Here is a 21,894-nt window from a genome sequence, read left to right on the forward strand (position 1 = left end):
CCTCACTATTTTACTAACTTGGCTAGCCACAGCGTTTCGGTTTTTTGTTCTGAAAGCAGCTCGATTTTCAAGTTTTGCATTTTAGCCAGCTTAGCACTAAACTTCTGCGATCGCCCGTAGACAAAAACATCACTAAAACCGCTAGGAATATTGGGTATAGTTGGTCTGTCAAACAACTGAGCTCGACGGCGCGCTTTCGGGTCAAGCAACACCAATTGCAGCCGCGCTTTAGGTTCTAACAAATGACTCATTGACAGTATATTTCCCAGACTGACTTCCGAGATATCACTGACAAGCAGCGGCTTTGGGGCACGATCGATCCTGCGAGCAATTTCGGGATTTTCCCTGCCCCATTCCTTAGTCCACCAAGTCTCGGCTTGAGAACTAACGGCATTCGACAGCACCCCGCCCGTTAACAGTACAACTGTCAAAAATTTCCACATTTGCCGTTTCCAGCTTGGCACGCCCAGCGCGGTAATTTTAGTCGCTAACAGGTAAGCCACAGCTATTTGCATCCCCAAATAAGTCGGAAATAGGTAGCGAGCTTTAGTTGATCGGATTCCTCCCAATATAACATCCGGCAGCACGAGTGCCAGTGCTGTCACCGCCATCACCGTCACCACAAACAGCCAAACCCGTTTCTTCGTCTCCGAACACAGAAAATAAACTGCATACCCTACAATTGTCAATAAAATTAAAGTCGCTGCCACTAAACCAATAAGATCTACGGATATCGCATTAGAAGTTAGCCCAAAATCGCAAAAAACGCGACCGATATTTCCGGCCCAATTCTTAACTAAAGATAGCATCTGAATATCTAGATTGACCCAACTTGTAGCCACCCTTGCTGCATTTTTATTTACAAATAAAGTTATCATCCAAGGCAAAAATGCTAGCAAGGACACGGCAATTGCGATCGAGTAACTCAGTAGTTTTTTATTCGACGTAAAACCTTGACTTCCTAAGATATAAATTCCGTGTCCTAACACCACTAACAGACTAAATAAATGAGTGTAAAATCCCATAATATTTGCTACTGAGTAAATGCTCCAACTCAGCTTATTTTGCAGCCGCAGTGCTCGCAGCAGAGACGCACAAGAAAGCAAAATCAGCGCCGACCACAAACTGTAGGGACGTGCTTCTTGAGCGTAAAGCACGTGCAAGGGAGAAACTGCTAGCAATCCCACGGCTATCCACGCCACTTCCGGCGATGCAAACAATTCCCGGCACAGCCAGTACAGGCAAGGAAACGTTAACAAACTCATCCAAACTGAGAAACTTCTTGTCGCAGCAGGAGAATCACCGAATAGTTTCGCCCAACACTTGACTGCCAGAAAATACAGTGGTGGCAGTTGAGGTTCTTCTATTGCCAAACTTTTAACAGTATCGCCAAAATTTTTTGTCGCATTGAGGCGCTGATATTTCATTAAATCTTTTGGTGCTACTAACTGACCGCTGCTTATTTCACGAAGGACTTCTGTGTGCGTGTATCCAGAAATCCGCAAGGAAGTAAATGCTTCATCGTACCAATAAAACTTTTTGTCGATGTTGACAAAGCGAAAGAAAAATCCTAATAGCAATAATACCAATACTAACAGCCGCAGTTCTCTTTTCATCCCAGTCAGAGATAATGTAAAAAATATAGATTGTACGCGTCAATTTAACATACCATAGAAAGAGCGAGTGCATTGCCCAATCTACAGGTTGTTCGATCGCCCTCCCATAACTTACGGCATTTACTTGTGTTCTTAGCAAATTAAAACCGTCTTGGATGCACTCCTTACTCTCCTAAACCCGGTTTTTTAACTTTAATCGCCTAAAAGGAAGTATTTGCATTCCTCAAACTCGGTTGATGCGTCCAGGACGCCCGGAGAATCAATGGATACTTTGCCAGTATCCGCTCAATAATTCGGGGCGGACTACCCACTCAGGAAGGATTTTGCGTCATTTGAGGTGCATCGTTGAGCGATTTGTCCCGGATTATTGAGCGGATATCTTTGGCAGTGGCATAAATCACAGAGAAAATGTGCTTTGAGAGCCCGAGGCTGTGCCAAAAAAATAACTGGTTGTCAAACCCAAGACAGCGAGGCCACAAAACTATAATTTCAGCTAACAGGGATTCAGTCGGCTGCTGCTGCCAGACCGCAAAAAAATTGTGTTAAAGTAGCGGGAAATTAAACCCGCCGACGGTTAGTCTCAAAAATGGCGATCGTCCTGGCAAGTCCCGGTGGCAGCGGGCATCAAAAAACCAACATTGGTCAAGCCTGAACTTTGGTTTGGATCGGGTCAATCTACCAGCCTTTAAGTCTCAGTTCCCCACTAATGGCGGGAAAATAGCCCCTGCCGGGTCGCGAGGTTTAAAGTTAGGTTAAAAAGCTTGACATTATAAGATATAAAGCTGTATAAGGGATGCGACAAGCAGCCACAATCCTACCTATAACTGTTTGTTAAGTCTGGCGTAACCGAGGACGCTGGGCAGTTGTCAGTTAGAGGCAGATTGTGGCCGAACCCGTAGAACCAGTTGTCGATCGCCCGTAGAGCAACTCAAGCAAGTCGGGCGATCGAGAGATGAAATTAGCACGTGATGGTATAATCAACTGTAATGTAATGTGGGCTTGACCTGAATTGATGCCGGGGCGGTATAAGGGGTGGGCCCCCTACGTTCAAGCAGAAGTAGACACGCCTACTGTGAATCAACAGTTATGGATAGGTTCTATTTTGGCAATTATTGTCAACAGGCAAGCAACCACAAAAAATAGCAGTTGGGAATTGCTGCTCGTCGAGTTGAATAGAGTGTGAAGGTGTGAGGAAAATGAACAGAACTTTTTGGAATTTACTGCTAGTATCCCCGGCAATTCTGGGGCTATCATCAGTCATGAGTGCCACTGCGATCGCCGCAGAAGCGACCGCAACCCCTGAAGCCAACCAACTAGCTACAGCTCAGTCCTCTGAGTCAAAAATTGCAGAAATAGTTGGAGAAATAGTTGCAGAACCAGTTGCAGCAGCCCCTGCTGCCCCAGAAAACCTGGCTTTAAACAGCAGCGTCGAACCGGCCCAAACCCCGGTTGTTAACGAAGCAGACGCTGAAAAAATCGCCTCAATCGAACCAGAAACCAGCGCAGCAGCACTGCAAACAACACTGCAAACACCAAGGAGCGACATCGGGTTAGCAGCCCCAATCGCTCCGGCCAGCGCAGCAGCGACTGAACCCCTAGCAGCGGCAGGCGCAGCCGAATCCTCGCCCCAAGCATCAGACTTGGCAGAGCAAATCAGCCAGACAGAAACCCCTGGGAAAATTGAAGTGCCAGCAGTCGCCAGCACCCCAGCTACTAAGGTAGAAATTGCTCAGACACCAGCCGCCGGAATGGGGGGGCCCATCGTCCCTGTTGCTCCCCAAGCGCTGCCGGCCCAACCGTCGGGAACCATGTCCCAGGTGACATCAGTCACTCAGCTCTCCGACGTGCGCCCGACAGATTGGGCATTCCAAGCCCTGCAATCCCTAGTCGAACGCTACAGTTGTATTGTAGGTTATCCCGACGGCACCTACCGCGGCAACCGCGCCCTGACTCGCTACGAATTTGCAGCCGGCGTCAACGCTTGCTTAGACCAGATAACCCAACTCATTGGGTCAACAGGTAACTTGGTTACCCGAGACGACTTAGCCATCTTGCAACGCCTGCAAGAAGAATTTGCAGCCGAACTCGCTACCCTGCGCGGACGAGTAGACGGCCTAGAAGCTCGCACCGCAGAACTCGAAGCCAACCAGTTTTCCACCACCACCAAATTGGCTGGAGAAGCCATTTTTGCCGTCAGCGACACCTTCGTCGGAGATGGTACCAACCTTGAGGACGACGAAACTGTCACCAACTTCGGCTACCGGGTGCGGTTGAACTTCAACACCAGCTTTACCGGTCGAGACTTGCTCAGAACCCGCTTGCAAGCAGTCAACACCGCCCGCTACGACAGAGCCACGGCTACCGGTACCAACATGGCTCGCTTGGCCTTTGACGGCGATGACGGCAGCCAATTCACACTAGACGAACTGTACTATCGTTTCCCGATGGGTAAAGCTACAGTCTTTGTCGGTCCTAAAGGACTTGACCTAGATGAAATTGCAGACCAGGCTTCTACCTTTGGTAACTCTACGAGTAGCGGTTCACTTTCTAGATTTGGAGTTCGCAACCCTGCCGTATTCCGCGGGCCACAGGGAGCAGGCGCAAGTGTGAGTTTCAACTTGGGCAGCCTCCGAGCTACCGCGGGCTATCTCGCGGGCGACGGCGATGCTCCCAACCCAGCAGACGGCAGGGGCGTTTTCGATGGTTCTTTCAGCGCTCTGGGTCAGATCGGCTTTTTTAGCAGACCGTTTGACTTGGGCTTGACTTACACCCGGAAATACAATCGGGCAGGCGATGTTAGCCTCATGGGCGGCGTCGGCAGTGCCTTGGCTAACCGACCCTTCGATCAATCACCCACCGCATCAGATAACTATGGGGTGCAAGTTAATTTCAAACCCAGCAGTCGCTTTCAGATTGGCGGTTGGTACGGTTATACGAAGGCTGAACAACTGCGGGGTGGCAACAATGACGCTACTATCCAGAATGGTGCTATAACTGTGGCCCTGGGAGATTTTGCCCGACAAGGCAACGTCCTCGGTTTTGTCTTCGGTGTACCGCCAAAAGTTACTGAGAGTGATGTCGCTAGAAATCGCAACACCTCTTATCACTTAGAGGGTTTCTATCGCTTCCAAGTCAATGACTTTATCTCAGTGACACCGGGCGTTTACGTGATTCTGAATCCTGAACACAACAACAACAACGACGATATCTGGGTCGGACTCCTCCGTACTACCTTTAGTTTCTAAGGTTCCCAGACATCTAGTTACAGCTAAAAGCGGCAGGCAACTGCCGCTTTTATTTATTGGTCATCAGGCGATTTTAGATTTTAGATTTTAGATTTTCAACAGTCATCAGTCAACAGTCAACAGTCAACAGTCATCAGTCATCAGTCATCAGTCATCAGTCATCAGTCATCAGTCATCAGTTCACCAGTTATGAATTTTGGCGGCAAATCCCGAATACGGATGTGTAGCCGTGCAGAAATGTGCTGCCGCCGACGGGGCCGATTTCGCCGTTGCAGAAAAAGCCGCTCAGGGGAATGTTTTTGAGGTATCGGCCAAACAGTCGGGAGTCAAAGTTCGATTCGCCGTAAAGCCCTTCACCGCGCCCCAGACAAGAGAACATCAAGGCGCCGGCGCTGGATGTACCACTGTACTCGGCGGCCCGCTGATAGCGATTGAGCAGCATTTCTAGGTCTTCTGCGGAGGTGCGCGCGTCCCGCAGGTGAAATTGGATGCGCTGTCCGGGACGGACTCGATCGCCGATCGCAATTGCCCCCACTTTCGGATCTACTCCCAACAGATTGCGGATTAAAAAATCTCCCGGCTCTAATGTCAGTTTGAATTCATCGCTGACTAAGCCTACAAATAACGAGTGCTGGGCTAATTCTCGGTCTTCTTCGCTCAAAGTTTGAACTAACTCTCGCAAAGCTTCTAAGGGCGATCGCTCGATGCCCGCGCTGCCGGTATCGTCGGTTTGTTCTTCGAGTTTCAGCAAAATATTGCGTTCTCCTTCCGTCACCCGATAAGGATGCCCGATCGGCCTGCAGCCTTGAGCTACGATCGTTTCCAAAACTATATTGCCGCTCAAAGCTACCCCAACCGTCCCTTCTCGGTAAAGGTGATAGTCGCAAAACAGCGCCGCGCTCCTGCCCGCACCGTCCCCCCCGGCGAGTCCCCCTACCTTTGCCGCGCCCGGATAGGCATAATCTAGCCCTTGCAGCAAATCGTTAATTTTTGCGGAAAAGGGGTCTGCCAAGATGATGAACTGCGGTTCTTCCTGGGCCGGCACGCCCAAGAGATCCACCCAAGTATCCGGGGGACTATCTAAGTCCGGCAGTTCTTCTGCACCGACGTGAAAAGTTCTGACATTCACTCCCGGTAAGCGCGCCAGACTCAGGCTGACTGCGGGAGATCCCTCGACTTCTTCGGTGAGGCCGCCCCGGTTCGTGCCGATGACTCCCCCCCCGCCGCAGCCCAAGATCGCGGGCACTGGCAGCAGTTCTCGGAGTAAAGGCATCAGTCGAGAATACTCGCTGGCAAAGGCAGACGAGATAAATATCAGCGCTAAATCGGCCTGGCCTTCTAGGTCGCGATCGGCTTGTTCTATAACTTCTTTGAGCGCTGATTCCAAAGAGGGACGGGTTGATAAAGCGCTGACCCATTGCATTTGGTTTTGGGTGTACATAAGGCAAACTTCTCTATAAAACTATCTCTATACATTAGGCTAACCGGAACTGGCCACTGGGGGGACGCTATTCTTGGGCGATCGATTCCCCATCGATTGCCGTTCTTGTGTTAACATAAGTTAACATGAGTGTCCCATTAATCTGTTTAGTGTTAAATGCCGTATTCAGCTAAATCTTAAAAGATAAAGCTCAATACAGTTTGACACACCAACCTCGTGTAATGTTTTCATCAAAAGTAAGGTCAGCTCGACCTACATTGATGCCTGTGGACTCTTCCCCCGCCCACGGGGTAGAGTAAAGCAGGAAGTAGAGACGGCGGCTGCGATCGCAGTTATGGATGGTTTCTCTCTGGGCTGCTGCAACAGCAGCGCATCTCAAGCTATTATTAGCTGGGGTCGCCAGACCGAAACAGCAAATCCCACCCAAACTAACATCCAAAAAGAAAACCTTTCTTACTTAATAAGGTCAACGATCCAGGTCTAAAGACACGCTCGCTTCGAGCCTAAGACTTAAACCACAGTTGACCCGCCGTATACTTTAGAAGTCTACGTTTTTTGAGTTATGACACCAAGCGGCTGCTTAGCTACTCCCTTGCTCTGTCGTTAACGGTTAAACATCTTTATTTGGGTTAAGGACGTGCCGTTAGCCGAACAAGCTCACTAAACAAAGGCGCGTGCTAACATTACCTAGAAATAGGTCGGGGACCACCATATTCTCCTACACATTCATACCAACAAGCTTTATGACAACAACACCCGCAGGCAACATCCAAGAGAAAATTGAAGAAGAACTAGAAAGCGCTCGTACCGTCTGTGACCTCAAGGGCGCAACTTCCGGGGAATGCGCGGCGGCGTGGGACGCAGTTGAAGAACTGCAAGCAGAAGCTTCCCACCAAAAGCAAGTCAAACCTAAGAATTCCTTTGAAAAATTTTGCGACGACAATCCTGACGCTGCTGAGTGCCGCATCTACGAGGAATAAACGAGCCATTTAGCTATATGCCTTCCCTCCCGCGCCGAAATCTAACTTTTGGCGCGGGAGAATTTTATTTTAGGGGTTGAGCCTTGAAATAATGGCGAGATTGGCCCTCTATCCCAATACGGTTCAAATCCGCCAGCTTCCCCCTCGCCTCCCTTGGGGGACAATAATTTGCTCTTGCATCCCCCAAGGGAGGCGAGGATGGGAAGGAGATATCTGAGGAATAAACAGTTTTAACTTAAGGGTATTGCCGTCTATCGTGTCTCAAGTACCCTTCAAAGCGCGCCAAGTACCTTAGAAAAGGTAGCAGTAACTAAAACATTAAGACCGTGTTCTGGTTGCTGATTTTTTAGCATTTTTGTAGTAAAATTTGTGACAAATAAGTGAGTATATTTTCCCAAAGATGTTGAGTCTTTTATTGGCAGCCACCGGGCCTTGGTTTCAACCGCTAGTCTGGATGGATTACCGGTTGTCTGTGTTATTAACAATTTCGATCCCGCTGGTAGTGCTGATTTGGGCTGTTGTGGCAAAAGCTGAGGCGATCGTCCGTTTGTCGATTATTTATTGGCGGGTGGCGAGTTTGCTGGCAATTACACTTTACCTGATGATGGCTGCGCTGCCTGTGAGCTTTGTATCGTCGGTGATTGGGAGGGCTTTAATTCCTGCTAGTCTCTGGTTTTGGGAGGATTTAAACGAAGAAATTGCCGATCGACCGCAGTCGCCCCTGAAACTGGCTTTTACAGCTTGGCGGTGGGCGATTACTGTTTACAGCGGTTTGGGCGCTCTAGCTCAACTTCCCTTCTTAAGCTGTGCTTTTAAATCTCAAATTCAAGTCATTGATGAACCTTTTTGCCGCGTTTGGTTAGACCCACCTTGGCTCTACAAACAAATGTTTCACCCTGCGGCAAACCCTCAATTTTTGGGATTGTTGGGTCTGATAGGTTTAGCAATTTATGTAATTTACTTGTCATATTTTGTGCTAATTAGACTAGGAAAACAGGGGAGATCAGCAACCGGAAATTAAGTTGATTTTAAGTAAGTATTTGCCTTCTAAATTGCCGCTAAAGTCTTCAACAAAAAGCTCAAAAATTCCAACTCACAAAAGCCGTGGCGCATCTATGAAAGAATCAAAATAACAGCATGGTGGCTGACGTAACTCGCCCACAAACGGATACTTGCGAACGACTCCTGTCGTGGAGATATAAAAATTTTAGACTCAGGTACAAACTCCCAGATTCATCTGTGGATAAAATCTAAAATCTAAAATCTAAAATCTAAAATCGACTGACAGCAATGTTATTGGTAAAGACTGTGATGGATAGCAAACAAGCCTACTTACAGTGCTTAGAAAGGCTAATTTGGGCGCTCGATCGCCTGGAAGCAAAAGTCGAACCAAGTGAAGTCGCTCGGATTGCCGAACTGATTGTTCAGCCGATGATGGGGCCCTGGCGGTTTTTTCACACTCCGGAACATATTTTTGATGTGGGCGGAAAGGAAGACGCGATCGAGGTTTTGGCAGCTTTATTTCACGATACCGTCTACGTGCAAGTCGATCGCAGCATAAATTTTAACGTCAGCTACTACATCACTCCTGTTGCAAAAGAGGTTAACAAACAACTACAAATTCGGGATAAATCTGAACTGTCTGCCGATGCTACCTTCGAGATGGTAATGCTGGTATTCAATTTTGAACCGGGCGAAGTCCTCAATCCTTTCGCTGGACAAAACGAATTTCTCAGCGCTGTCGTAGCAGCAAAAGCTCTAGAACCATTTCTCACACGCGAGCAATTGCTTCAAATTGCAGGCTGCATTGAAGCAACAATTCCGTTTCGCGCCGCCGATGCAGGAGTAACGGTAAGCCAGCGCCTTTATGACCGCTTGCAAGCAATAAATAGCCTGTTTAACCTCAGTTTGACTGACGGGGAAATGCGGGAAACGGTGAAGAAAGCTGTGCGAATCTCTAACCGGGATGTGATGAGTTTTGCTCACCATAGTTCAGCCCATTTTTTGGCAAATACCTGGAATTTACTGCCGGAAACCAATCACAATCTCATCTGCTGCGGTTTTTACACGGTTCGCGACTACCGAGTTGCTTTGCTCAAGATGGAAGGTTTTCTGAATTATCTTAAGCCAGAAATAATTTTCCGACAGTTTGAGGGATATCCAGACGATCGCACCTATCAGCGCTGGGAAGCTACTGCTAAGTACAATATCGAAATTGCGAAGCTTTATTTGGGGTGCAAACTGTCTGCCCTAGCCCTACTAGAAGCTCTTTCTTCGGATTTGGGGATTGAGGTTTCTCTGGCGATGATGATGGGAGGAATCCCGGCTCAAGCTCCTAACTGCGTGCGTTTGGAAAGCTTTTTTCCCGAAATAGAGAAACCTTATAAACCTAAAATTAGTTTAGAAGCGCAAGTATTGAATTTATTAGAAAATGGGCGGGCTAAAAGCACTTCTAATAACGATTTGGAGAGTTCGCCCCTGACAACGTTTGTGGTAAAAATTGTTGGCTTTGACGAAATGCGCTATCAGTGCGATCGAGCTAAGGAATTTTTTCGAGAAAATCTCAACGCCGACGACTTTATTTCCCACTTTAACCCGATAGTTACAGAAATTGTCATTGATTCAATTCTCAAGTTGTTTGACAGCCGGAAATCTACTATCTACCGATTCTACGATATCACTTCTAAGTTAAAGTCCCAACCCCAGAGCTATTTTCCCGATCGGCCTTTTCGCTCAAATGGTTAACTAGCTTTAAATAAAGTATTTTTGCCTCCTCTATAGAAAAGACCCTTACTCAGCTGATCAACAGTGGAGCGATTACACTGTGACAGGATTGATTGCCTCGCTTTCTCAGCCGGAAATCAGCCTATCCATCCCGGCACTAACAGCCGTACCGGTAAGTAGGTAGGCGGGATTAAACCGAATAATGTAACACTATGTAAACAGGTTTAAGTCAGCCAGTAGAGAGCCTTTGGAGACTTTGACCTTGTTTCATAGGGGCGTTTTTTGGCGGCGACTTACTTATGGTGTGGGGCTGGTGGCAAAGATGTTACAAGTTGATAAACAATGGAAATTCGCTGCTGTTTGCCTTTGACAATTATTTTATACAAAACGGATTTGATAGCTGCCTGTCACTCATCTGAGCTACCCCAGATAAGCGTCACTATAAAAAGCGACTGTTAAAGCACTTCCCCCCACAGCTACAACTGGGGAATAGCAAGTTCCAACGACTTGCAAACCACTAATCCCCAATCAAACCATGCAAACCACAAATTCAATTTACGCTCAATTGCCTCTTTGCTCTTCACTGCCCACACTGAAACGAAATAATAGCACCACTGCCAATCAAAACGTGCGCTATCTCCAACAATCCTTAGTTAAAAACGGATATCCCGTCGCAACTGATGGATTCTTCGGCCCAAAAACCGAACAAGCAGTCATCAAATTTCAAAAGGACAATAAGATTGCTGTTGATGGCATTGTCGGCCCTCAAACTTGGAGTCTCTTAGGTGCTTGTTATACAGGTGAACCCGGATGTTAAATCCAAGTTAACTAATCCTAGGCGCACGGGTAGCAAGAAACTGGTTTTTTTCACAGCAATACTTCCTTTACGCCCCCAGAAACGCTAAAAAATCTGGTGGTTGAGCGAAGCCGAAACCTCGTTTATGCCCGTCAAAAGTGCATCCAGGACTATTAATTAACATCTTTTCCCCGCTGCCCTGATTTTAAACAACTTGCAAACAACCAATGGAGAATCAAACCATGCAAACCACAAACGCAATTCGCACTGAATTACCTTCCTGCCGTTATTTTCCCCTACTAAAACGCAACGATGGCGTCACCCAAAATGAGGACGTTCGCTACCTTCAGCGACTCTTGAACGCCAGCGGATTTTCTGTAAATACTGATGGAGGATTCGGCCCAAAAACCCAACAAGCCGTTATCAATTTTCAAAACAAACAACAAATCGTTGCTGATGGCATTGTCGGCCCTAAAACATGGAATAAATTGGGTGTTTGTACAAATATATTTTAAAGTTTGTGCAACCATCTGTTAAAGAGAGTAGGGCGTGCAGTGTGCGCCCTATTTTTCCGTCGAAGTTTCCACCCCAGACCACCCCTCCGGCGCTCCGTACATTCGATACTTGCGAGAGCGTTTGAAATACAGCATTGCTACCCGATCGTCGGGATTGATTTGTAAAATATTCTGAAATACTTTTTGGGCGGCAACAAATTTTTGCTCGTAGTAAAAATTGAGAGCTTCTTGAAAAACTTCTGCAGTTTGCTGCTTGAGTACAATGCTTTGCTCTGTTTCTGTATCGTAAATTTCAAATACCGACACAGCATTTGTCTTTCCTTTCACAGTTACTCGATCGACAAATCTGTACTTATATTTTTCTGGATCGTCTAGGCGATCGATAATTGCACCGCTCACTAGAATGCCCGATCCGTAAACCTTAGTCAATCCTTCCAAACGAGACGCGAGATTGACGGCATCAGCAATCACCGTACTTTCCATCCGTTCTCGTTCGCCAATTGTACCCAACATCAAATTGCCCGCGTGCAAACCGACGCCGATCGCGATCGGAAACAAGCCATTTTTTTCTCGCTGCTGGTTGTAGATATTCACTTCTTTCTGCATATCAATTGCTGCTCGTACACCATCATCAGGAGAGGTAGGAAACAGTGCCATGACTGCATCACCAATGTATTTGTCAATAAACCCGTTGTTTTTCCTGATTGCAGGGCTAACCTTTCCCAAATAAGTATTAATAAATGCAAAATTTTCAGGTGGTGTCATCTGTTCTGAAAGCGCCGTAAACGAGCGAATATCAGCAAACAGAACTGTCATATCTCTTTCCTGATTTTCGCCTAGTTTTACTTCAATAATACTCGGCTTTTCCAGCAAGTTTAGAAAATCGTGTGGCACAAACCTGCCGTAGGCTGCATTCAGTTTTGCTAGGCGAATTTGCGTATTAATCCTCGCCAACAATTCCTTTTTGATAAAAGGTTTAGTTACATAATCATTTGCTTCTAAGTTAAAAGCTTCTACCAAGTCGGTAGTTAGATTTTTTGCCGTCAGCATCAGAATTGGCATTTCTAATGGCGAGTATTTTTTGCGGACTTCTCGACACACTTCATAACCAGTCATCTGTGGCATCATTACATCGAGTAAAATTAAGTCCGGCTTAAATCCTGATTCAATCAGATTTACAGCTTCTAAGCCGTTGCTCGCTTGAGTTATTTCGTAGTTTTCTATAGAAAGACTGTTAATGATCACCTGAATATTAATGGGTTCATCATCGACTACCAAAACTTTTATTTTTTCAGTTTCTAGTAAGTCGCTATTGTCTGAGATCTGAGAATTTATTAGAGATGATTTGCGGCCCAATTCAGGAGTGATAAAAATGGGAGAATTATCGCTTAAAAGCGGCTGCAGGCTGCTAACATCCGGTTGACTCTCAGATAGGGGCAAAGTAAATATGAATTGGGAACCGACGCCTACAGTTGAAGATACCCAAATTTTACCTCCGTGCAATTCCACTAATTGTTGGGCAACCGTTAACCCTAAACCAGTGCCACCATATTCTCTAGCAGTGGAACCGTCAGCTTGTTCAAAGGATTCAAAAATTCGCTCTAATTTATCTTCGGGGATGCCAATACCGGTGTCGGATACAGTAATTGCTAATTGGGAATTAAGGGGTGATTGTGCCTTGCCCGTTACCAATTCTGCTGAAATTTCTACTCTGCCACTTTCGGTAAATTTAATCGCATTGCCGATTAAGTTGTAAAGTATTTGCTGCAACCGATTCTCGTCTGCTGCTATTGGCGGCAATTCAGGAGCGACTGAGTTAATCAACTGCAAGTTTTTTTTGCCTACTAATGGCTGAGACAAAGTGAGAATTACAGAGACGATTTCTCGAAGGCCGATGGACTTAATTTGCAGTTCGAGCTTTTTGTGTTTGAGCTGAGAAAAATCGAGAAGATCGTTAATTAAAGAAGACAATCTTTTCCCCGAAGATGTAATCAAAGCTAAGTTAAAATTTGTTGCGTCTGGCAGTTGTCCGGTAGCACCGTCTATTAAAGATTCTGCAATCCCAATAATTCCGTTGAGGGGAGTGCGGAGTTCGTGGGAAGTATTGGCTAAAAATTCGTCTTTCATTTTGTCGAGTCGCTGCAATTCGATATTTTTAGTTTCTAAGGCAGTAAAAGATGCTTGCAGTTGTGCTGCCATGCTGTTAAAAGCAGCGGCAAGTACGCCCAACTCGTCGGAGCGCTCGAGCTTTACAGTTTGGTCAAATTGTCCTTCAGATAAAGCTATTGCTGCATTTTTTAATTTTATAAGAGGTTTGATAATCCAGCGAGAAGTGAGAAGTCCTAACACAGTTGCCATGCCCAAAGCTGCCAAGCATAGCAAAACTGTAGTTCGGTTGCCGGCATGAATTTGTTCCATAAAGTCGGCTTCTGGAACGACGACTACAATCAGCAAATCTAAACCCTTGTCGTCTTGGAACGGCAGGACTTTTAAAAATTTTTTCTGGTCGTTTATCTCAACATTTATTTGCTGCGCTTTTGTAATTTGGTGGAAGTTTTGAAAGTGAGTTTCTAAATATTTAGCTGTAGTTTGCGTTACTGCATCGCTGCTTTCTGTAACTTTAAACAGTTCTTTTTGACCGTTTTGGCTGCGGAAAGGTTTTTCGAGTGTGGAAGTTGCCAGCAGCGTGCCGTTTCTTTCGATAATAAATGTTTGACCAGATTTACCTATTTTGAGGTTGTTTAAAAATTGACCGATACTGTCGAGACGTAACGCAGCAATTAATACTCCTTCTAGCTGTTTCTGGCTGTTGTAAACCGGTTGCAGGGCGCTGAGAATCAAGGTGGGTTCTAGGAATGATATATAGACTGAACTCCAAGTTGGTTTGGCTTCTAGAGCCGCATAGGCGTAGGAAGGGTGCTGCCGGATGTCGAAGTTTTTAACGGAGGCGGCTACTGTAGTGCGATCGCCCGTATCATTAGTATTGTAAGAATAAAAATCAAAATTTGTCGATGGGCCCGATGCGTTAATCAATAAAGTGCCGTTAGACATCTTTTCGCCAGTGCGATATTCTCCATCTTGATTAGCGATCGACGTAAAATTGATATAAGGATATAATTGCACTTGTCGCCACAGATACTTTTCCCAAGCGGACAAGTCTTTCATGTTTACAAAACCCAGTTTCACCGCATCCAGCTTGCTTTGATTGATTTGGTGCGGAGTTTGCAGATAAGTTCTCAAATTTTGCTCAATGCGATTGCTCACCTCCCCCATCAATTGACCCGCCAGGTCATTCACTGCTCTTTGAGAGTTCCTAAATGATAAATATCCTACAATACCCACCGCTGCAAATACTTGCAAGACAAACGGAACTATGAGTACGGTTTGCAGCGTTGCTTTTCTTGAAAGTTTTGCCACTAAGTGCTTGAGAGAAGGAGTGGACATAACATTAGTTTAGGTTGAAAAACCCAGTTAATACTTGGAGCGAGTTCTTACCGCTGGTAAGTATTATAAACCATTTTGTACTTAAACACAACTTACACAAGGAAGAGCCGATCTCGGTTCTACAATCTTTCATCTTATACCAAATTATTAAAAGTCAAAGCGAACCGTAGAGACACGGGATTTCCGTGTGCTACTCTCCGCGCCAGACAAGGCATTTCCCTGTCCCTACCGATGTTCACATACAATATATCTGATCACTACTTTTCATCCAAAGCTTCTATCCCCCACTATCCTTCAGGCACTCCAGACATTCCATTCTTTAGAGAGCGCTGAGAGTAAATTGCTGCTAACTTATCTTGAGGCTTTCTTTCGCAAATCTTATTGAATAATTTTTGCGTCTCAGTAAAATTTTTCTCGAAATAAAGCTCCAGACATTTTTGAAATTCAGCAGCATTTGCCTGTTTTAGTTGAATGCTTTGTTCTGTTTCTGCATCATACAGAATATTCCAGGTTGATGAATTAAACCGCGCTCTCACGGGGTTTATTTACAGTTCTCCCATCTGGTACTGATTCTGTTGATCGAAACCCGGTTTCTCCGTACTAAATCTACATGGAATATGCTGTAAAATATTGAACAAGTAGGTTTTGCCGACGGGAAATATTGCAGATGTTTTTTACAAAATTTATATGATTTGTGCTTACTTCCTGCAGTTAAAAAAGGTCTAATTAAAAATAAAAATTTAGCGGGCTGTCCCTGAAATTAGCCACAAAATTAAGCTATATTATAGCAGATTTCAGGAAAGTGAGATTTGCTATGGCTGACTCTATTGCTCGTCGCTTGGAACAATACACGGTAAAACGATCGCACGAAGTTTTAATCGTTAAGGCCGAAATTGACGGCGAATTCGATGAAATTGCTATTTTTAAAGGCTTTTCTAGCTCCCTGACGCGATCGACCGCTTTCGATCCAGAGGTTCCTGTTTTGCCGGAGGAAGCAAAAATTGTCAGTGTCGATCGCGTGGAGAGTCCCTACAATCCAAATAACCCCCGCTATCTTCAGCAGGGGTTATCTTGGGAAACAATGCAATCTCTATTGTCCGAGGCGGGAGTTTAGCGAAACATTAGGGACACAACGCGAGAAAAACAGTAGGGACACAACATTGTTGTGTCCCTACTACAAAAGCACTATGTCCTTAACCTTAGAGCTAGAGCGTGCCGCCGGCAGCTTGGAAACGAGCTCTCGCGCGTTTGATTGCTTGCTTAGCTTGAATTTGCTCTTGCAAAGTGCCGGTAGTAGCCTTTTGCAAACGAGCTTCTGCTTCGGTGTAAGCAGTACGAGCAGCTTCTTTATCAATGGTTTCGCCTTTTTCAGCGCCGTTGACAAGAATAGTAACTTTGTTTTCTTGGATTTCTGCAAAGCCACCCATCAGAGCAATAGATACCCATTCCTTGCCCGGACGGACGCGCATCACTCCGGTATCCAAAGCTGTCAACATTGGAGCGTGACCGCTTAAAATACCCAGTTGGCCTGTGGTGCTCGGCAGAATTACTTCTTCAGCATTAGAATCCCAAACAGTTTTGTCTGGGGCCACTACGCGCACAGTTAATGTCATAAATTGTCCTTAGTCATTAGTCATTAGTCATTAGTCAGCCGTCAGCAGTCATTAGTAATTAGTCATTAGTCAGCCGTCGGCCATCATCAGTCACTTAGTTGTTAACTGTTAACTGTTAATAGTTAACAACTAATGACCAATGACTAATGACTGCTGACTACTGACTAATGACTAAAATTACTTGGCGTCAGCTTTCATTTTTTCAGCTTTGGCGATCGCTTCGTTGATATCGCCCACCAAATAGAAAGCTTGTTCAGGTAATTCATCAAGTTCGCCAGCCAAAATCATCTGGAAGCCCTTAATGGTGTCTGCCAGCTTGACGTACTTGCCGGGGGAACCTGTGAATACTTCAGCCACAAAGAACGGTTGAGACAAGAACCGTTCAATTTTGCGAGCGCGAGAAACTGTCAAGCGGTCATCTTCCGATAGCTCGTCCAAGCCCAAAATTGCAATAATGTCTTGCAATTCCTTATAGCGTTGCAGAGTAGACTGCACCTGACGAGCAACACCATAGTGTTCTTCGCCGACAACGCTAACTTGCAACATCGTAGACGTAGAATCCAACGGGTCAACCGCAGGATAAATCCCCTTCGCAGCCAAACCGCGAGACAACACAGTTGTAGCGTCCAAGTGAGCAAAAGTCGTAGCCGGTGCGGGGTCAGTCAAGTCATCCGCAGGTACGTACACAGCTTGAACCGAAGTAATAGAACCTTCGGTAGTCGAAGTAATCCGTTCTTGCAAGTCGCCCATGTCTGTACCGAGAGTCGGCTGATATCCCACAGCCGAAGGCATCCGACCCAACAGAGCCGATACCTCAGAGCCCGCTTGCACGAACCGGAAGATATTGTCAATGAACAGCAGCACGTCTTGCTTGCTGACATCACGGAAGTATTCGGCCATCGCCAGAGCCGACAGGCCCACGCGCATCCGAGCACCAGGCGGCTCGTTCATTTGACCGTAAACCAGAGCAATTTTTGATTTGCTGCGGTCTTCTTCGTTAATAACCCCCGACTCGATCATTTCTTTGTAGAGGTCATTACCTTCGCGGGTGCGCTCGCCCACACCACCGAACACGGACACGCCGCCGTGAGCCTTGGCGATGTTGTTCACGAGTTCCATCATAATCACCGTTTTGCCGACGCCTGCGCCGCCGAACAAACCGATTTTGCCGCCGCGACGGTAGGGGGCCAGCAGGTCAATCACCTTGATCCCAGTTTCAAACACCGAAGGCTTGGTTTCCAGTTCGGTGAAAGCCGGCGGGTTGCGGTGGATGGGCATACTTTCGGAAGTATTGACCGGGCCGAGGTTGTCTACGGGTTGGCCGATGACGTTAAAAATCCGGCCGAGAGTTGGGATTCCGACGGGAACTTGGATCGATGCCCCGGTATCTACTACTTCCATGCCACGCACCAAGCCGTCGGTGGTACTCATGGAAACTGCACGCACTTGGCTGTCTCCGAGCAGTTGCTGAACTTCGCAGGTAACGGCAATGTCTTGACCTGCTTCGTTTTTGCCGGAAATCGTGAGAGCGTTATAGATTTGGGGCAGTTTGCCGCCTGGGAATTTTACGTCTACAACCGGCCCAATGATTTGGGTGATGTAGCCTACGTTCGTTTTTGTTGCGGTGGATACCATGAATAGTGCCTTTGTTAGGATGCTATTTTTCCCGTTATGGAAAAAGTCTTAACATTTAGAAATGCTATTCCTCAGATTACCACTGAACAGACGCACTATTTAGATTTGTATGGGGCTCGTTAAGAGTCATTTTTATGATTCCTGCCCTCGCTTTTTTTTTCTGCGAGTCGCAGCCAAAGCCCCGATACCCAGCATAGTCCCGAATACTGTGACAGGTTCAGGGACTGGTTCGGGGGCTAACTCAGCCGACACGGTGAAGTCTTTGAAGTCAAGCTCGGTTCCTTTTTTGGCATCGTCGAAGGAGATTCTTGTTGTGCCCTTAGCCAGTTGCTCCTTTGTGAGCGATGAAAATTGCTCTGGGCCTTTACCGCCGTTGATGTTTGCAAATGAGTCGCTGGAGTTGTAGTCGAGCTTAAAGTCACCAAACACAGCAAGCTGACATCCCGCCACCAGACATTCATCTCTTCGGAACTGAGTGCCGGGGGCAAACCATTGGGGGCTGTTCATGAAGGTACTCGACGAGACGTATTGCTCGAAAGGCTTGCCGCTCCCCGTGTCACTCCACAGCAGCAGGGCATAAATTTTATCCTGCAAAAATGTGAAGGTTTGGGTGATGGAGCCGTTTTCGGAGGTGACTGCGTTGCCGAAGGTTCCTTCCCAGTTGTTGGCAGAGCCGTTATCTGAAGCTTTAGTCTCGTAAAACAGTCTAGCGATGTTGGTGTAGCCATTGTTTTCTGGCTCAGCTTGGGCAACCCACAAGCTTGACTGGTAAGGGCTGACAGACTTGTTGAATCTAAAGTTGATCTTTGTATCTTGCTCGAACTGGATGCCGCCAGTGCCAAACATGAAAGCTCGGACGGGCGGGCAGATGCCGAGCAACATTGTGGTTGCCAAGCTGGCGACTGTAAAAGATGTTTTTTTGACTAGCGTTAAGGTAGTCATAACCCTGATTCCTCCAGTATTGTTAGGTAGTAAGGCGGAAAATGCCCTAAATGCCATGTTGCGGTGACGCGAATAGACGATCGCGAGCCTGCTATATTTAGGGCGATCGTCAAACATAAAGAAGAGGCTCCACACCAGTGAATCTACATACAGATATCACTTAAGGGTGTTTTAGAGTAAATGAGTGCTTCTTCTAAGAGTTTTCACTGACACCAGATTGCCATAGTTTAATCTGTCAGAGCAAGATTTTCATCCTGCCTAGACTTCCAAACTACTACATTTACTTCGTTTCGGTAACGGTCTAAAGTTGAGTGCAGGACTTGCAAATATTGGCTTTCATCAAAAATACATAAAATTTTTAATCGAGCTTTATGAAGTTTTGGTAAAGTTCATCTATAAAATATAAAGTTTTTGAGAGAAAGTCGGCTGTTCGGTTCGTTGCTCCTGAAAGCGCGCTGCAAGATGCTCGGCCGATGCAGAAAGAAGCGGGGGGAGACCTCGAGTAGGGATTTGAGCGAGTTTTTTGCCACTCTAAGCAAGCGGGAGAACAGACATCGATACTTACGTACTTTTGACTAATATTCCGAGCTTTTTAAACCCATAAACCTCGCGTTCGCTGCTATATTTTCACCCACAGTCCCGGACGCTTTAACCCGGTTTTTTAAGGTAATTGGGTCAGGGAAGCAGTGAAAGTCAAAAAAAGAAACCAAGTCTCATTTCCCGCGCCTGATTCCTAGTAAAAAAACTGTTTTTTACGTAAAGCATAGTAATTAAAAACATACATTGCATTTTTTTAGTCCTAATTATTCGATCGGCAAAAATATGCTGCTCCTATTGACATGAGAAATTTTGAGGAGTAAAAATAGTAGAAATAAATACGATCGCACTTTAAACACAATCTTCAGGGTAAGATAATCTCAATCAAGCTTTACAAAAGGAGTTGAGAAAAGTCATCATATAATCAGGGTCAACACATCTCAATTAATTTGACAAAAGCGTGAATTTGTGCATTATTAAATAACTAAAAAAACCTTCTTAAAATTCTTAATTTTCACCCGAATTGAGCAGATTAAATCAGAAACTTAAGATTTGCTGTTAGCTCCTGAAAAATTTTATCCCCTTTTTTGCCTAAAAATAATTGATGAGATGAAGACTAGGCAGTAACTATATGTAGCACTTTTTGCTGGTCATTGCGGTCATAAGATTGTTTCATTGTTTTGCCATCAATGGCAATCACTTCTAGTTATACCAATTTACTATGAAGCTGCATTTAATATAACGCTAAGGATATAGTTCCAACCAAAAAGACCTCCGCCTCATTTAGTGTATCTTCATAGTGAATTGGTATTAGACTTCCCCGACTATCGCATTTACCCAACTCAAAAAACATTTTTGAAAATGCGGCGGTTCAATTCGGGCAAATAAGGAGACTAAACTTGTCATGAGATGATACATTGGGTAATTCTATTCTAGAAACCTTTTCAACCATTCATATTTGGCATTACCATAGGCTTATATTCCTGCCCATCCGTCGACACCGCTGATGACAGCTAAAACCGCAATCGATCTAATATCTTTGAGCAAATGTTATTTACTTCTTTCTATTCTTGGGTTCTTCAAATTGGCAAAATGTTCTAAAAAACTGGCATTTAAAATATTCAGGTAAGCCAATGAATCTATTTGTTTTTGGTGGGAATTTACAGCTTTACTAAAACCTCTGGCCATTGATAGCACCAATAAACTACAATAAAATACATTAAAATTTAGTCGGATATAATTGTAACATATGTTGGGTTAAAGTTAAGATGCGTTTACCCTGCGGAGGGGGGTAGGATAGTCTTTTTTCAGGAATTTAAGGATGACGGCTTAGTTGTCCTGTTGGCGGATGCCTCGATAAACGGTGGAGTTGATACTTTCGTAGATTTGAGTGAGAATCTCGTAGCCGTTAATCTCGATCATTTTCAGGTTTCAATGATAGAAGAAAATGTTATTAAAGATAGTTAGCAATCATGATGGGCGAGCGCACTGATCTATTATACTAGCTGAGGATGCTTTGATACCCATGCTAAATGTGAAATTTTCACATTAATATACTGGCGCACATCATCTATCACAGATTACCTGATGGCAATAGCAGGTAACTTTCATTACCTGCTAATTTACAACGAGAAAAACAAGAGTTTTCTCATCCTTATTGCTGGAGTATTTTCACGGTGAGATTTTTTTTGTAAGTCCCATAGTTTAAGTAGCAAATCTGTTCATTGAACAATCATCTCTAACCCGCAGATGCTCTATCTAGGGTTGACTTGTCTCGGGTTTGGTGCCGCAGTTCCGTAATTGACTCGACAGCCGATATTGAACAAACTCGAACTGCACTCAAGAGGGACAATCTGCTGATCGAGGAGGGCGCTGCAACTGACATACTCGTCATTATTAGTATCTCTTACCATACATTCGATCGGGTTAGCTCCCGATCGCGCCGACCAACTCTTCATACCTACGACTGCAATCATATGCTGCCAGTAGAAAGCAAATAGCAAAACTCCCAAAAGTACAGCAACGGCTAATCCTGCTTTCAACTTCCAACTATTTAGGACGTTTCCCAAACTATTTTTCACGTTTTCCACTCCAGAAATGGAGCTTTCGGTAGTTATTTCTGGAGTTGTCAAGTTTGTTTGTGTTTGTTCTGCTGGAATTTCAGACATAATGTATCTCCTATGATTGCTGGGATTTGGCTAAGCGGGCAGTTGCGATCGCTATTGCAAACTTTATCAAATTTTAGCAAAACTAGCCAGTACCGACAACCGATGCGGGCAGCACCGCCGGGGAAGTAGGTATACTGACCAAGTGCGACCGCAATTTCTATGCCTTTTGAGGTATTGCCCAATTCACGAGGGGCTATTTTCCACCTAGGGAAATAGAATGGTTGGCGATGTTCTCGGA

At 45.5% G+C, this 21,894-nt stretch carries 16 protein-coding genes; 7 read left to right on the forward strand and 9 right to left on the reverse strand.

All coding sequences use genetic code 11. The annotated features are described in order from the left end of the window. Positions 1–5: 5 nt before the first annotated feature. The gene (locus QUA10_RS11520; RefSeq protein WP_333082916.1) at positions 6–1,616 is read right to left on the reverse strand and encodes a glycosyltransferase family 39 protein; all 1,611 of its coding nucleotides are present in this window, start codon (positions 1,614–1,616) and stop codon (positions 6–8) included. A 1,196-nt stretch (positions 1,617–2,812) separates the two neighbouring features. Between QUA10_RS11520 and QUA10_RS11525 the strand changes: the two genes are divergently transcribed. Continuing rightward, on the forward strand, positions 2,813–4,861 hold the full coding sequence (locus tag QUA10_RS11525; protein WP_333082917.1) for an iron uptake porin: 2,049 nt from the start codon (positions 2,813–2,815) through the stop codon (positions 4,859–4,861). 187 nt (positions 4,862–5,048) lie between these two features. Here QUA10_RS11525 and QUA10_RS11530 read toward each other — a convergent pair whose 3' ends face one another. After that, positions 5,049–6,302, reverse strand: coding sequence for an FIST N-terminal domain-containing protein (locus tag QUA10_RS11530; RefSeq protein WP_333086253.1), 1,254 nt, complete (start codon positions 6,300–6,302; stop codon positions 5,049–5,051). Between the two features lie 190 nt (positions 6,303–6,492). Beyond that, entirely contained in the window at positions 6,493–6,741 is a 249-nt protein-coding gene (locus QUA10_RS11535) for a hypothetical protein (protein ID WP_333082919.1), read from the reverse strand. Positions 6,742–7,045: 304 nt separating this feature from the next. On the opposite strand from QUA10_RS11535, the gene QUA10_RS11540 reads away from it, so the two are divergent. From QUA10_RS11540 to QUA10_RS11560, 5 genes are all read left to right on the forward strand, one after another. Then, complete coding sequence (locus tag QUA10_RS11540; protein WP_190662788.1) at positions 7,046–7,282, forward strand: Calvin cycle protein CP12; 237 nt, start codon at positions 7,046–7,048, stop codon at positions 7,280–7,282. 400 nt (positions 7,283–7,682) lie between these two features. Then, the gene (locus tag QUA10_RS11545; RefSeq protein ID WP_333045632.1) at positions 7,683–8,303 is read left to right on the forward strand and encodes a DUF3177 family protein; all 621 of its coding nucleotides are present in this window, start codon (positions 7,683–7,685) and stop codon (positions 8,301–8,303) included. Positions 8,304–8,572: 269 nt separating this feature from the next. Continuing rightward, positions 8,573–10,027 (forward strand): hypothetical protein, encoded by a 1,455-nt coding sequence (locus tag QUA10_RS11550; RefSeq protein ID WP_333082920.1) that lies wholly within the window; start codon positions 8,573–8,575, stop codon positions 10,025–10,027. Between the two features lie 514 nt (positions 10,028–10,541). Further along, a complete protein-coding gene (locus QUA10_RS11555) occupies positions 10,542–10,823 on the forward strand; it encodes a peptidoglycan-binding domain-containing protein (protein ID WP_333082921.1) in 282 nt (93 codons plus the stop codon). Between the two features lie 221 nt (positions 10,824–11,044). Further along, a complete protein-coding gene (locus QUA10_RS11560) occupies positions 11,045–11,317 on the forward strand; it encodes a peptidoglycan-binding domain-containing protein (protein ID WP_333082922.1) in 273 nt (90 codons plus the stop codon). A gap of 48 nt (positions 11,318–11,365) precedes the next feature. On the opposite strand, the gene QUA10_RS11565 is transcribed toward QUA10_RS11560, so the two are convergent. Both QUA10_RS11565 and QUA10_RS11570 read right to left on the reverse strand, forming a co-directional pair. After that, positions 11,366–14,761 (reverse strand): ATP-binding protein, encoded by a 3,396-nt coding sequence (locus QUA10_RS11565; RefSeq protein WP_333082923.1) that lies wholly within the window; start codon positions 14,759–14,761, stop codon positions 11,366–11,368. Between the two features lie 287 nt (positions 14,762–15,048). Further along, complete coding sequence (locus tag QUA10_RS11570) at positions 15,049–15,297, reverse strand: hypothetical protein (protein ID WP_333082924.1); 249 nt, start codon at positions 15,295–15,297, stop codon at positions 15,049–15,051. A 278-nt stretch (positions 15,298–15,575) separates the two neighbouring features. Here QUA10_RS11570 and QUA10_RS11575 point away from each other — a divergent pair, with 278 nt between their 5' ends. Next, positions 15,576–15,875 (forward strand): DUF7734 family protein, encoded by a 300-nt coding sequence (locus QUA10_RS11575; RefSeq protein WP_190743481.1) that lies wholly within the window; start codon positions 15,576–15,578, stop codon positions 15,873–15,875. A 91-nt stretch (positions 15,876–15,966) separates the two neighbouring features. On the opposite strand, the gene atpC is transcribed toward QUA10_RS11575, so the two are convergent. The 4 genes from atpC to QUA10_RS11595 form a co-directional block, all read right to left on the reverse strand. Then, entirely contained in the window at positions 15,967–16,374 is a 408-nt protein-coding gene (gene atpC, locus QUA10_RS11580; RefSeq protein WP_333058306.1) for an ATP synthase F1 subunit epsilon, read from the reverse strand. Between the two features lie 177 nt (positions 16,375–16,551). Then, complete coding sequence (gene atpD / locus QUA10_RS11585) at positions 16,552–18,009, reverse strand: F0F1 ATP synthase subunit beta (protein ID WP_333082925.1); 1,458 nt, start codon at positions 18,007–18,009, stop codon at positions 16,552–16,554. Between the two features lie 132 nt (positions 18,010–18,141). Next, a complete protein-coding gene (locus tag QUA10_RS11590; RefSeq protein WP_333082926.1) occupies positions 18,142–18,951 on the reverse strand; it encodes a PEP-CTERM sorting domain-containing protein in 810 nt (269 codons plus the stop codon). A gap of 2,291 nt (positions 18,952–21,242) precedes the next feature. Further along, positions 21,243–21,656, reverse strand: coding sequence for a hypothetical protein (locus QUA10_RS11595; protein ID WP_333082927.1), 414 nt, complete (start codon positions 21,654–21,656; stop codon positions 21,243–21,245). Positions 21,657–21,894 lie beyond the last annotated feature (238 nt).

Source organism: Microcoleus sp. Pol8_D6 (assembly GCF_036700965.1).
Classification (GTDB): domain Bacteria; phylum Cyanobacteriota; class Cyanobacteriia; order Cyanobacteriales; family Microcoleaceae; genus Microcoleus.